Annotated in this window: 11 protein-coding genes, 1 tRNA gene and 1 pseudogene; 7 read left to right on the top strand and 6 right to left on the bottom strand. The window is 27.9% G+C overall.

Annotated elements, in window-relative coordinates; translation table 11 throughout:
- From CRV01_RS13910 to CRV01_RS01300, 4 genes and pseudogenes are all read right to left on the bottom strand, one after another.
- Window positions 1-296 (bottom strand): annotated as a pseudogene (locus CRV01_RS13910) (methyl-accepting chemotaxis protein); the annotation flags it as partial.
- Window positions 297-1,133: 837 nt separating this feature from the next.
- Complete coding sequence (locus CRV01_RS01310) at window positions 1,134-3,410, bottom strand: cache domain-containing protein (protein ID WP_129006301.1); 2,277 nt, start codon at window positions 3,408-3,410, stop codon at window positions 1,134-1,136.
- A 30-nt stretch (window positions 3,411-3,440) separates the two neighbouring features.
- Window positions 3,441-4,841: a methyl-accepting chemotaxis protein gene (locus tag CRV01_RS01305; RefSeq protein ID WP_129006299.1), complete on the bottom strand. Its 1,401-nt coding sequence runs from the start codon at window positions 4,839-4,841 to the stop codon at window positions 3,441-3,443.
- A gap of 200 nt (window positions 4,842-5,041) precedes the next feature.
- A tRNA-Arg gene (locus tag CRV01_RS01300) sits at window positions 5,042-5,118 on the bottom strand.
- A gap of 115 nt (window positions 5,119-5,233) precedes the next feature.
- On the opposite strand from CRV01_RS01300, the gene CRV01_RS01295 reads away from it, so the two are divergent.
- Window positions 5,234-7,024, top strand: coding sequence for a mechanosensitive ion channel family protein (locus CRV01_RS01295; protein ID WP_129006297.1), 1,791 nt, complete (start codon window positions 5,234-5,236; stop codon window positions 7,022-7,024).
- A gap of 18 nt (window positions 7,025-7,042) precedes the next feature.
- Here the strand turns inward: CRV01_RS01295 and CRV01_RS01290 are convergent, their stop codons facing one another.
- Window positions 7,043-7,855, bottom strand: coding sequence for a GGDEF domain-containing protein (locus CRV01_RS01290; RefSeq protein WP_129006295.1), 813 nt, complete (start codon window positions 7,853-7,855; stop codon window positions 7,043-7,045).
- 23 nt (window positions 7,856-7,878) lie between these two features.
- The gene (gene mqnP, locus CRV01_RS01285) at window positions 7,879-8,751 is read right to left on the bottom strand and encodes a menaquinone biosynthesis prenyltransferase MqnP (RefSeq protein ID WP_129006293.1); all 873 of its coding nucleotides are present in this window, start codon (window positions 8,749-8,751) and stop codon (window positions 7,879-7,881) included.
- Window positions 8,752-8,864: 113 nt separating this feature from the next.
- Between mqnP and CRV01_RS01280 the strand changes: the two genes are divergently transcribed.
- From CRV01_RS01280 to CRV01_RS01255, 6 genes are all read left to right on the top strand, one after another.
- Window positions 8,865-10,400: a carbon-nitrogen hydrolase family protein gene (locus CRV01_RS01280; protein ID WP_129006291.1), complete on the top strand. Its 1,536-nt coding sequence runs from the start codon at window positions 8,865-8,867 to the stop codon at window positions 10,398-10,400.
- A 13-nt stretch (window positions 10,401-10,413) separates the two neighbouring features.
- On the top strand, window positions 10,414-11,289 hold the full coding sequence (gene miaA, locus CRV01_RS01275; RefSeq protein WP_129006289.1) for a tRNA (adenosine(37)-N6)-dimethylallyltransferase MiaA: 876 nt from the start codon (window positions 10,414-10,416) through the stop codon (window positions 11,287-11,289).
- A gap of 84 nt (window positions 11,290-11,373) precedes the next feature.
- A complete protein-coding gene (rpmE, locus tag CRV01_RS01270; RefSeq protein ID WP_129006287.1) occupies window positions 11,374-11,574 on the top strand; it encodes a 50S ribosomal protein L31 in 201 nt (66 codons plus the stop codon).
- Between the two features lie 13 nt (window positions 11,575-11,587).
- A complete protein-coding gene (rsmI, locus tag CRV01_RS01265; protein ID WP_129006285.1) occupies window positions 11,588-12,403 on the top strand; it encodes a 16S rRNA (cytidine(1402)-2'-O)-methyltransferase in 816 nt (271 codons plus the stop codon).
- Between the two features lie 2 nt (window positions 12,404-12,405).
- Complete coding sequence (rlmB, locus tag CRV01_RS01260; protein ID WP_129006283.1) at window positions 12,406-13,089, top strand: 23S rRNA (guanosine(2251)-2'-O)-methyltransferase RlmB; 684 nt, start codon at window positions 12,406-12,408, stop codon at window positions 13,087-13,089.
- 11 nt (window positions 13,090-13,100) lie between these two features.
- On the top strand, window positions 13,101-13,925 hold the full coding sequence (locus CRV01_RS01255; RefSeq protein ID WP_129006281.1) for a hypothetical protein: 825 nt from the start codon (window positions 13,101-13,103) through the stop codon (window positions 13,923-13,925).

The following is a 13,925-nucleotide window of genomic DNA, read 5'->3' as shown; positions in this document are numbered from 1 at the left end:
TTTAATTCTTTATATCCATTTATCATTTCATCTGATATCTTTTTACCATCATTTGCTTTTAGGTTTGCATCTTCTACTAAATCTTTTATTTCTCTTGCTGCTTGGGCAGATCTATTTGCTAGGTTTCTTACTTCCCCTGCTACTACTGCGAATCCTTTTCCTGCTTCACCTGCTGTTGCTGCTTCTACTGCTGCATTTAAAGATAATATATTTGTTTGGAAGGCTATTTGGTCTATTACTGTAATTGCTTCATTTATTGAGCTTACTTTATCATTTATTTCATCCATTGAGCTTGCTGTTTTACTTGCAAGGTCTTCACCTGTTGATACTGAGCTTCTTACTGTTTTTCCTAATTCTGCCATTTTTGTTGCATTTTCTGCATTATTTCTTGTTATTGAAGTAATCTCTTCTAATGCTGCTGCTGTTTGTTCTAAGCTTGCTGCTTGTTCATTTGCTTTTGCTGCTAAGTTATTCATTGATGCTGTCATTGTTGCTGAGTTATTTTGCAATGTTTGTCCATTATTTAGGTTCGCTTTTGCGTTACTTCCTAAGGCTTCTCCTAACTTATTTATACTTTGCATTAACTCTCTCATCTCATCAGTATATTGCTCGTAAACTTTTACACTATCACTGTAGTCATCATTTGTATAACTTGACATCACTCTTAATATTCTTGTAGTAGCATTATCTAAGCTATCAAGCATTTTATTTAAGGTATTTTTTAAAGTCACAACTGTTGGATTAGAACTATCTGAATTAATTCTAAATTTATACATTCCTTGCTCTACTTTATCTGTAGTAAGAACAATTTCACCAATAACTCTCATATCATCTTTTGTTGTTTTATCTACTTCTTTTATCTTCTCATTCCATCTTTTTAACATTGCATCAACTTTACTATTTCCTACTGACTCAATATAATCAAATTCACTTTTTTTGTAAGAAATGAAGTCAATAAACTGCATAAAATATTTATCAATACTTTCTAAATCTTTACTTGAAATAGCCCCAAACATCTATATCCTTTTACTATTTTTTTTATGATACTAAAATTGAAGTACCTTTTGTATGCTTATTTTGTTAGTTAGTGTCGATTCTATTTAATTGTTTAACAAATTTTGATTAAATTAATATTACTTTTTGGAATTTATATTCTGGACTATTGTAAAACAAGCTCCTTTATAAGATTTATTTTCGTATTCAAATTCTTTATTTGAAACTGAGATATGACCTTTTAATAGTTTTGTGACAATCTCTTGTGACATATATAATCCTATTCCCGTACCTTGTCCTTTATATTTAGTAGTAAAATATGGTTCAAATACTCGGTTTATTATCTCTTCACTTATTCCCCCTGCATTATCAATAATTTCTAAAGTTAATATTTCATTTTCAACTTTTGAATTAATCATAATTACTTTATTTTCAATAGTTTGTTCCAATAAAGCATCCCTAGAATTATTTAAAATATTTATCAATACTTGAATAAACTCATTTTCCAAAGTAAAGAGTCTAATTTCTTCTATATTTTTTATGATAGCTATGCTTTTAGCTTTGAATTGAGCCTCTACTAATGATAAAGACTTATCAATTGATTCATTTAGACTTAACTCTTTATAGCTACTATTTTTAGGATTGAAAAAGTTCCTGAAGTCTTCTATTGTTTGAGATAAATATTGTGCAGAATTGTTGATATTATCCATTGCATGAGTTAAATCTTCATCTTTTAAAATATCCATATCTTTCTGAAGTTTAATTCCAGTTGCAGCTGTTGAAATTGTAGATAAAGGTTGTCTCCATTGGTGGGCAATATTATTTAACATTTCCCCCATTGCTGCCATTTTTGATTGTTGATAAAGGATTTTTTCATGTTGTTCTTTTTCTAATTCTAAGTTTTTTCTAACTGTGATATCTTGAATTGTACCAATGATTGTATTATTAGATTTATCTATCTCACCTTTAAAGTCTAACCAAAGAGTTTTGTTATCTTTTTGTCTTTTTATCTTACAAATACAACAATGTTTTTCACCTTTTTCAATGACTCTTTTGATAGAGTTTGCAAAGGTTTTTTTATCTTCTTGATCAATTAAACTTTCCATAAAAGATAAATCAATTTTTTTATCTTCTGCAATATCAAATATTTTATACACTTCATCTGACCAATATATTTCATTTGAAGATATATCTAATTCCCAGTCACCAAGCTTTGCAAGTTTTTGAGCACGAAGCAAATTTTCATTTTTATTTTTTAATACAGTTTTATACGCTATAAAGATTTTTTCTAGATATTTAGATATAAAAAATGAAAGTACTAAAACAACTGCTAAAAAGATAGTACTCAATATAATAAGTTTTTTTAAATAGTTATCATATTTATCCTCTAAAATCTTTTGTCTTTCTTCTATAACAAAATCAACATCTTCTATATTAAATCCAGATCCAATAACCCAATTCCAGTTATCAAATTTCTTCATATATGCTGTTTTATTTTTTGGTTTAGTATCATCTATTTCTTTATAGACCTTATAATTAAAAAATTCTCCTTTTCTATTTGAAGATACAAATAAATCAAACTTTTTAGATAGTTCTCTATTAATATTAAATTCATGAATATTTACACCAATCATTTGCTTATGAAGAGTACTAATAATTTCACCCTTTGAGTCAATAATAAAAATATATCCATCGTTTTTATATTCTAAGTTTTGTACTACTTCTAAAGCTTCTTTTTTTACTTCTTTGGTAAAGTCATGCATATACTCACCTGTTCCTATAAACCAATCATAGGGTTCAAACTTTTTAAAGAAACCTACTTTTAGATATTCTGGATTGTTTTCATAATCAGGTTTATTCCAATACCAATCATAGAAAACCTCATCTTGTTTTTTTAAAATTGCACTCATTTCTTTAAGTAAAAAAGTTCCTTTGGCATCTTGATATTCCCATAAATCTTTACCTTCAATTTTAGGAAAAGATGCATTTAAAATACTTGTTCCTTTCATTGAGAAAATAAAGAAATAACCTCTTCCACTTAAAAAACGAATCTGTCTTAAAGCATCTTTTATTAGTTTTGTAATTTCTTCTTTTGATTTTGTATTTTTATTGTTTTCATAAATAGACATTGCAATATTATATGCATTTGTTACATGATTTTTTAGTTTAGTTCTAAGGATTTCTGTTTTTGTTTTGTCTTTTTTTGCAATAAGTTCATAAGCTTTTTTAGTAATAAATTCAACTCTAGATCGTTCTTGCTCTACAAAACTTTTTTGAAGTTGTTCTTTTTCTGCTTTTATATTCTTTGTATGTTCTATTTTTATAAAGTATCCTATGAAAATAGAACAAAAAAGAATAAAGACAATAGGTGAATATTTTATTATATTCAAGATTCTATTTTCATTCTTATCTATCATAGATTACTCTTTTTTTAAATTCTTGATTATTTAGTTAAATTGTTTTTGCTTTGCTTCATTAACTAATTCATTTGCCATTGATAAAGTGTCATTAGCAACTTGTGTAACATTGTTTGCTTCACTTGCATTTTCTTGAGTTACACGGTCTAACATTGATACAGTATTGTTAATTTGTTCAATTCCTGTCATTTGTTCTTTAGATGCACTAGAAACATCTGCAATGATTTCTAAAGTCTCTTTCATATGACTATTTAATTCTTCATAACCTTTAATCATACTATTTGAGATATCTTTCCCTTCAGCTGTTTTATCTCTAGCTTTTTCTACTATACTTTTAATCTCTTTTGCAGCCTCTGCACTTCTATTTGCTAAGTTTCGCACTTCTTGTGCTACTACTGCAAATCCTTTTCCTGCTTCTCCTGCTGTTGCTGCTTCTACTGCTGCGTTTAAAGAAAGAATATTTGTTTGGAATGCTATTTGATCGATTACTGTAATTGCTTCATTTATTGAAGCAACCTCTTCATTAATCTCTTCCATTGATTGAGCTGTTTTAGAAGCTAATACTTGTCCATTTTCTACGGATTTTTGAACAGTACCACTTAATGTTGCCATTTGAGTTGCATTGTTTGTATTATTTCTAGTGATACTTGTGATTTCTTCTAAAGCTGCGGCTGTTTCTTCTAAACTTGCAGCTTGTTCATTTGCTTTATGGGCAACATTTCTAACTGAGTTATTCATACTAATAGAGTTTTTTTCTAACTTTTGACCGTTTTCAAAATTTTTCTTTGCATTTGTAGATAAACTTTCACCTAATATATTAATTGATTCCATAACATTTAACATATCATCAGTAAGCTCAGGAGAGATATTTATTTTTTCTCTATAATCATCATTTGCATATTTTTCTAATGATGTTTTTAGCTCATTCATATTGCTCTCTGTGATATCTAACATTTTATTGATAGTATCTCTTAAAGCTTTAATCATAAAGTTTTTTGATTGACTATTAATTCTACACTTATAAGTTCCCCTTGACACTTTGTCCATTGTTAATACAACTTCACCAAGAACTCTCATATCATCTTTTCTAATAATATCAATCTTATCAACATATGAATTCATTTCAGTCAAGATTAGACCTATTTCATCATTTTTCATGTATTTTGCTTTTTCAATTCTATTTGTTCTCATAAAAACAAAATCCATAATATCATCCATATATTTTTTAAATCTATCTATTCCACCAGTGATTCTTTTCATAGCAGCAAAATTCATATAGCCTACTATAATTGCAAAAAATAAATTAACAATTAAAATTGCTACTAAATCATTTGAAGTTATAATCGCTGTTGTAGTAATAACAGCAAAACCTAGTTGTGCTAAAATCATATTGATTAAAAGTTTTGCTTTCGAAGAAAGATTTTTGTACATATTTCGTCCCATAATATTTTGTAGGCGTGATTATATCATATTTTAGTTACTTTTGAGACATTTATGAGACACTTTTGAGACATTTATAAATATATCTTTAAGTTATTTAATTAGTTTCAAATTTTTCTAGAATTACTTTTTGTAGAATATATTGAAAAAAGACTATTTTACCTAGTTATTTTTTCAAAACTTTGTTAAAATGGCACGCCTGGTAGGATTCGAACCCACAACCACCCGGGCCGAAACCGGGAGCTCTATCCAGTTGAGCCACAGACGCGTTAGTTTTGAGAATGGTATTTTACAAATTTTGTCATTAAGACTCTCTTATCTTATATCAAAGGTAAGTTTATTTTTACTATAATCCCATTAATTAGCTTTTTAAAAGGGTGTTTATGAATTTCAAAATTACAGTTTTTAAACTTTTTATTCTACTATTTTTACCTATTTTTATTTTTGCACAAGAAGATACTATTAAAAAAAGTGTAGAAGAACATTTAGATGAACAAATGCTTGTTGCTCTTAAAGTAGTTGAAAATATAAATAAAGAGAAATATGCCAAACTAAATATTGATGAAAGAGAATATGACAAACAGATAAATTATTTGTTAAATAAAATCGCAATAAATCAAAGAGAAGGAAATTTTGTAGCTGTTAAAAGAGATGAAATGAACCTTCAACTTTTACAAGAAAAAAGAGAATATGAAAAAACCTTAAAAGAGATAATTCAAGCAAAAAACTCTTATAAGGATAAAGAATACTTTAGAAAAATCATTAAAGATAATATCTCTTTATTAGAATCAAACGCTTTAAATAGATACAAAGAGATTTATAATAAAGCAAAAAAAGACAAAGATAATCAAGTATCAGTAGAGCTTATTGATACATATGATACTTTAAAAAAACAAAGAAATAAACAACAGTTTGTGCTAACATATCTTTTAAATAATATGGATGAATATAGAGAAAGCTATTTTTTCATAGATAACTTTAGTATTGAATATATAATTTCAAAAATAGATTCGCAACCATTTATTTCAAATATTTCTCAGTTTACTTCTTATTATTTTAAATTTTCAATTGGCGAAGTTTTATTTGTAATCTTTGTAATGGGGTTTTTTAGAATAATCAACACAAAACTTATCTTTTTATTTACTACTTTTATCAACAAAATTTTTATGAAAAAAAGTGATAAAGAAGAAGATGAAATGGAACTTTTCATAAAAGATTCTATAGAAAAGCCACTTATTTATGCACTATATACATTATCTATTCATATCTCTTTATACGCATTAATAAAAGATCCTAAAGCTATAAACACTATTGTTCCATGGATAAATACTGTTTATATTGGTATTTTAACTTGGGCATCGTATGCGTTACTTGATAATTGGATTTCAAACTATGCAGAAAATCTTGTAGAAAGATATCCAAATGTTAGAAGAGAGATGATTGCATTTATTTTAAGGGTTACAAAAGTAGTTTTAATACTAATTGTAATTCTTTTTCTTTTTATGCAACTTGGAATTGATATAAAAGCTATTGCTGCTTCTCTTGGGGTTGGGGGTATCGCTATTGCTTTAGCTTCTAAAGATACCTTAGCTAACTTTTTTGGTTCCTTAAATATTATGACAGATAACTCATTTTCACAAGGTGATTGGATAGTTGCAAATGAAGTAGAAGGTACAGTTGTTGATATTAGAATGAGAACAACAAGAGTAAGAACTTTTGATAATGCAATGATTACTATTCCAAACTCTGAACTTGCAACAACTCATATTAAAAATTACTCTAAAAGAAAAATTGGTAGAAGAATCAAAATGTCTATTGGTCTTACATATGAAAGTGCAATGGAAGATATTAAACAATTAAAAGAAGATATAAGAGAAATGCTAATAGAGCATCCAAATATTGCTACTGTATATGATACAACTATACCTTTTACAAAACGATTTCAGTCTGCAAAAAGAGAAGATTTACAAGGTATTCAAAGAACTCTTTTAGTTTATATTGATGAGTTTAGCAGTAGTTCAATAAATATCTTAGTTTATTGTTTCAGCAAAAATCCATCTTGGGAAGAGTGGCTAAAAACAAAAGAAGAAGTGATAATTAAAATTAGTGAGTTAGTTCATAAAAACAACTGTCAATTTGCTTATCCAACTCAAACTCTTTTTCTTAAAAACTAAGTTTAAGCACTAGAAACTCTAGTGCTTACTTTTAATCTTCCTTTTATTCATATACATTAAATCATCTACTTTATCAAGTAAATCTTCAAAGTCATCACCTTTTTTAAAAGGAATTAATCCATAAGAAAAAGAGAATTTAAGTGACTGAATTTTAGAAGACTTTAGTTTTTGTTCTGCTAACTTTTTTTGGGCTTGTTCCATCTTTTTATCTGGATTTAAAACTGTTGATTTATCTTTATTAAATACTACAATAAATTCATCTCCAGCATATCTTACTATATCAACTCCAGGCAAATCTAATTCTTTCTTTAAAAAATTTACTAAATATCTTAATACTTGATCACCTATTATATGACCATAGCTATCATTTATCATTTTAAAATTATTCAGATCTAAAAATGCCATAAAACCATCATGAATAAAAATATCATCTTTTAAATAGTTGTCCATAAACCATTTTCTATTGTATGCATTAGTTAAGACATCAGAAAATAGTTCTTTTTGTAAAAGATCTATTTGTTTTTGCATTCTTTCAAGATCTTTATTAACAGTATTTAAAGTATTTACATCCTTATTAATAATAGCTTCTTTTGCCTTTTGTGTAGAATCATTTAGGGTATTAAGTTTTTCACTAGTTTTTTGTACTACTTTATCAATAACATCACTATCTTGTTTTAAATCTTTGAAAACTAAAGAATCATTATCTAAGTCAAATTTCAATTTCTTAGCATTTTCTTCAAATAGTTTAGAGTATTTTGAAGGAAGAATAATATTCTCTTTTTTTAATTGCTTTAAAGTTAGATATGTAATCTCTTTTAATATATTCTCCAAACTGTTTTCCTAATGTAAAAAAGTTATACTACTGCATCAATTAATACTAGAAAGAAGAAAACAATTCCTAGATATCCATTTACAGTAAAAAAAGCTTTATCTATTTTTGTAAAATCTTTGTTTACCAAATAGTGTTCATATGAAAGCATAATAGCCCCAGTTAATACTGCTAAATAAGTAAATAAGCCACTATTAGAACTAATAGCAAATAAAAGCCAAAAAATAACAGTAAGTGTATGAAAAGTCCTTGAAATAAGCATTGTACTTCTTGGACCAAACTTACTTGGAATTGAGTGAAGTCCTAATTTTTTGTCCACATCTATATCTTGAAGTGAATAAAGTAAATCAAATCCAGCAACCCAAAACATAACTCCAATACTTAATAAAACAGACCATAAAGTAATAGTTTCACTAACTGCTACAACACCTGCAATTGGGGCAAGCGCTAAAGAAACTCCTAAAATTACATGGGCTAAATATGAGAATCTTTTAAAATAAGAATATGAACCAATTATTATTAAAATTGGAACTGATAAATAAAAGGCTAAATCATTTACAAAATATGCAACAGCAATAAATCCTAAAACATTTGCAATATTAAAAACAAGCATTGCTTTTGGACTTACTCTTCCATCAACATTGGGTCTATTTTCAGTTCTTGGATTAAGAGCATCAATATCTCTATCCATATATCTATTAAAGCCCATTGCAAAGTTTCTAGCTGTAATTGCAGCTAGAATACCTAAAAACAAAAGTTTAAATCCAAACCATGCAGAACCATTGGTTTGTAAAGAGGCAACAACCATTGCTATAAATATAAAAGGTAATGAGAAAATCGAGTGTTTGAACATAACAAGTTCATTAAAATCATTAAGTTTTTTCAATATATTATTCATAAATCGCATTTTAACAAATATATTATTTGAAAGATATTTTATATTTAATTGTTTTATGAGTAACAATCAAATATTATATTATAATCTTTTCATCAAAAAAGGACGAAAGAATAATGGATCCAAAACATATAGATAAAATTGAATTAGTATATTTAAAAAAAGAAGACCACAGCTGTATTTGTTCTTTGATGGAAGATGAATATAGACATCTTGATGATTCATCATGGAGCAAAGAAGAGTTTGAAGCTTTAATAGAAAAGTTCCCAAATGGACAAGTTGCAATAAAAATTGATGGTGAGTTCGCAGGCTTTGCCCTTAGTATTATAGTTGATTACACAAAATTTGATGATACTCATAGTTATAAAGAGATTACAGGTAATTACACCTTTGACACCCATGATGACAATGGAAATATGCTTTATGGAGTAGATGTTTTTATTAATAAAAAATTTAGAGGTTTAAGACTTGGTCGAAGATTATATGATTTTAGAAAAGAGCTTTGTGAAGAGCTTAACTTAAAAGGAATAATCTTTGGAGGTAGAATTCCAAATTATGGAAAATATGCGGATAAGATAACTCCAAAAGAGTATATACAAAAAGTAAAAGAAAGAGAAATTTATGACCCAGTACTTAATTTCCAACTCTCAAATGATTTTTATGTAAGAAGAGTAATAAAAAATTATCTTGAAGGTGATATCGAAAGTAAAGAGTATGCTTGTTTACTTTCGTGGAATAATATCTATTACTCAAAACCAACAATAAAGCCAATGGCACAAAAAAAAGTCATAAGACTAGGACTTATTCAATGGCAAATGAGACTTTATAAAAATTATGAAGAAGTAATCGAACAAGCTGAATATTTCATAGATGCAGTATCTGGATATAGAAGTGACTTTGCTCTTTTCCCAGAGTTTTTTAATGCTCCATTGATGGCAGAATTTAATCATTTAAGTGAAGCAGATGCTATACGAGAACTTGCAAAATATACAGAACGATTTAAAGAGGACTTTTCAAGACTTGCCATTACTTATAATATTAATATTATTACAGGAAGTATGCCAGAACTTATTGATGGAACATTAAACAACGTAGGTTTTGTTTGTAAAAGAGACGGTGAAATAGAAAAATACGCAAAAATACATGTAACTCCAGATGAACAAAAAGTTTGGGGTCTAAAAGGTTCAGATAAGATAAAAACTTTCGATACTGATTGCGGTAAAATTGGAGTACTTATTTGTTATGATAGTGAGTTCCCAGAATTAAGTAGGCTTCTTGCAAAAGAAGGTATGGATATACTATTTGTACCATTTTTAACTGATACCCAAAATGGTTACTCAAGAGTAAAAATATGTGCCCAAGCAAGAGCTATAGAAAATGAGTGTTATGTAGCAATTGCTGGTTGCGTAGGAAACTTACCAAAAGTTGAAAATATGGATATTCAATATGCTCAATCAGCAGTATTCACTCCTTGTGACTTTGCCTTCCCTGCAAATGGTGTAAAAGCAGAATCAACACCAAATACAGAGATGATATTAATAGCAGATGTGGATTTAGAACTTTTAACAGAACTTCATAGTTTAGGAAGTGTAAATAATCTAAAAGATAGAAGAACAGATATTTATGATGTAATAAAAGTAGAAAAAAACTAGGAAATATCTTTTTATGAAAGAAATTGCAATTATTGGCTCAACTGCCTCAGGAAAAACTGGATTATCATTAGAAATAGCAAAACAAACTAATTCTATAATTTTATCTTTAGATTCGTTATCTGTTTACAAAGAGATTGATATTGCTTCTGCTAAACCTACAAAAGAAGAAAGAGGTGATATCATTCACTTTGGAATAGATGAAGTATATCCAAATGAAAACTTTGATGTAGTAGAGTTTTTTGAGTGTTATAAAAAAGCCAAAAAATTTGCAAAAGAAAAAGACAAAAACCTTATTATTGTTGGTGGTACTGGTTTTTATTTAAAAGCCTTAGTAGAAGGACTTTCGACTGGTATTGAAAAAGATATTAAACTTGATATTTCTTTAAGTGAAGCCTATGAACTTTTATACTCTTTAGATAAATCTTATATGGAAAAAATTTCACAAAATGATAAATATAGAATAGAAAAAGCCTACTCTATTTATAAGCAATCAAATATGACACCAAGTGAATATTTTGAAAAAAATCCAAAAGTTCCCCTTGCAAAAGATTTAAAAATTTTTGAGATTCTTTGGGAAAGAGAAGAGTTAAAAGAAAGAATAAACCTGCGAACTTCTTTAATGATAAAAGAAGGAATCATTGATGAAGTAATATATTTAGAAAAAAATTATAGAAGAACTCCAAATTGTATGTCAGCAATTGGAATAGTAGAAACATTAGAATATCTTGATGGAAAACTTACAAAAAAAGAGCTTGAAGAAAAAATTTCTTTAAACACTGCAAAGTTAGCTAAGCGTCAAAATACCTTCAATAAGGGACAGTTTAAAAATAAAACCTCAAATATTATAAAAAACTTAAATTCAGATATTATTAAGTATTTTTCGCTATAATCCAATCTCAAATTCAAGAGTTTGATAAAGGGCGACAAAGACTCGACCTTTTATTGAACATTTATCAAAATAAGGAAATTTGAAGTGAAAAAAGAAATTCACCCAGATTATAAAGTTTGTAAAGTAAGTTGTGCTTGTGGAAACGAGTTTGAAACTAAGTCTAATGTTGAGACTTTAAGAATTGACATTTGTTCTGCTTGTCACCCATTCTTCACTGGTGAGCAAAAAATCGTTGATGCTGCTGGTAGAGTAGAGAAATTCAAAGCTAAATACGCACAAAAATAATTGTTGCTATAAATTGCTTACTTTAGTTCCAACTCCAATAGGAAATCTTGATGATATTTCTAAAAGAGCATTAACTGCTCTTATGGAGGCGGAACTAATTTTTTGTGAAGATACAAGAGTCACAAAAAAACTTCTTCAACTTCTAAGTGAAAGAGAAAACTTAGAGTTTAACTGCAAAGATTTCAAATCTTTTCATTCACACAATGAAAATCAAGTTTTAAAAACCTTAACCCCTGAAGATTTTAATAAAAATATTGTTTATGTTAGTGATGCTGGTATGCCTTGTGTTTCAGACCCAGGAGCTACACTTGTACAATACTGTATTGACAATAATTTAGATTATGATGTTCTTCCAGGAGCAAATGCAGTTTTAACAGCTTTTGCAATGAGTGGTTTTTTAAATACAGAATTTACTTTTTTTGGTTTTTTAGCTCACAAAGGCAAAGAGAGAAATGAAAAACTAACAAAGGTAATGCAAAGCTCTGTTTTATCAATTCTTTATGAGTCGCCCCATAGACTTTTAAAGACTTTAGAAGAGATAAAAAATATAGATGAAAATAGAACTATTTTTTTAGCAAAAGAGATAACAAAACTTCACCAAAAAACTTACAAAGATTCTGCTTTAAATATTTATGAAAAGTTTACTAAAGAGAATATTAGAGGAGAATGGGTAATTGTTATTGAACCTACTGAAACTGTAGGAGCGAACCTTGATGTAAAAGATATTGAGAACCTTGATATTGCACCTAAAATAAAAGCAAAACTTATTGCAAAAATGACAGGGAAAAATACAAAAGAGATTTATCAACAACTTTTAGATAAAATCTAGCCATGATTATATATGGCAAACAAGTAGTACTTTATGTACTAGATAAACACCCCGACCTTATTGAAGAGGTAATGTTCTCAAAAGAACTAGAGCCAAAACTTTTTAAAAGATTTGCAAAGCTAGATAAAAAAATTATCAAACTAGATAATAAAAAAGCGCAAAGTATGGCACATGGAGGAAACCACCAAGGCTTCTTCTTAAAACTAAAAGAGTTTGAACTTACTAGCTTGAAAGAGATTAAAAACTCTAACTTTGTAGTTGTTCTTGATGGACTAACAGATGTTGGGAATATTGGTGCTATTTGTAGAACTGCTTATTCCCTTGGAGTTGATGCGATTATTGCTTCTAATATTAAGCAACTAAACTACGAAGGTATTGCAAGAACAAGTAGTGGTGCATTATTTGACATACCTTTTTGCCAAACACAAAATGTTTTAGACGTAGTAAACGAACTAAAACAAAACAATTTTACTCTTATGGGTGCATCTATGGATGGAGAAGACCTAAAAGAGTTTAAAAATGAAAATGAAAAAACTGCGCTATTTTTAGGGAGTGAAGGCTTTGGACTTTCAAACAAGGTAATAAAAAAACTTGATAAAAAGATCTCAATTAAAATGCAAAATAGCTTTGATTCTTTAAATGTTTCTGTTGCAGGTGGAATATTAATTTATAACTTAAAAAAATAAGAGAAAAAGTGATGATAAAGAAACTACTACTAATTTTTACATGTGCTATTGTTTTAAATGCAAACAACCTTAATGAAAAGATTATCCATCTTATTGGAAATAACAAGTTTGTAGAAAATAAAGGTTTAATAAACTACCTTTTTTCAAAACAAGATATCTATTATGATGTAAATGGAAATGTAAAATATGTTGATTTATTAAATACACTTCAAGAAAATGGTTTACTTCACTTAGGTTTTTCAAAACCTGAAGATTTGACAATTACTTTTAATATAAACTATGACCCAATAAAATCACTTAAAATTATTTCTGATTCACTTAAATCACTAGGATATTATCACTACTTTACTAAAAAATTATTATATACAAAAGAAGGTAGCTTACAATGGGTAATAAACCTAAAAACTGAAGCCGCCATTGACCCTCTTATGTTATCAAAAGAGTTTGAGAAGCACAAAACAAAACCAACTGATATCATAAAAGAGGGACAATTAACTTGGGTATATGATGTAGATACATCCTTATCAACATTCAATGATGCAAAAAGTTTAGTATCAGGTGAAGAGATTGATTTGAAAAAGCCACTAAGACCATACTTTTTAAAAGTTTCTAGTGCAAATAAAATATTAATAAATTCAAAGTTTGGTAATAGATGGTTTCCGCATATTGTTTTTTATGACAGACATTTAACAATTGTAGAAGTTATAAAAAAAGAACAAAGACATCAAAAATTAGAAGTGGAAGTACCACAATATACAAGATATATGAAAATAGATGATCTTTTTACCCTTGCTAATATCAAGCGAGGATTAAGTGTAACAATTAAGGAGAAATAA

Origin of the sequence: Arcobacter sp. CECT 8983, assembly GCF_004118855.1 — a bacterium.
In the GTDB taxonomy this organism is placed as follows: Bacteria; Campylobacterota; Campylobacteria; order Campylobacterales; family Arcobacteraceae; genus Halarcobacter.
The sequence above is the reverse complement of the archived record's forward strand: the minus strand, read 5'-3'. Positions and strand labels throughout refer to the sequence as shown.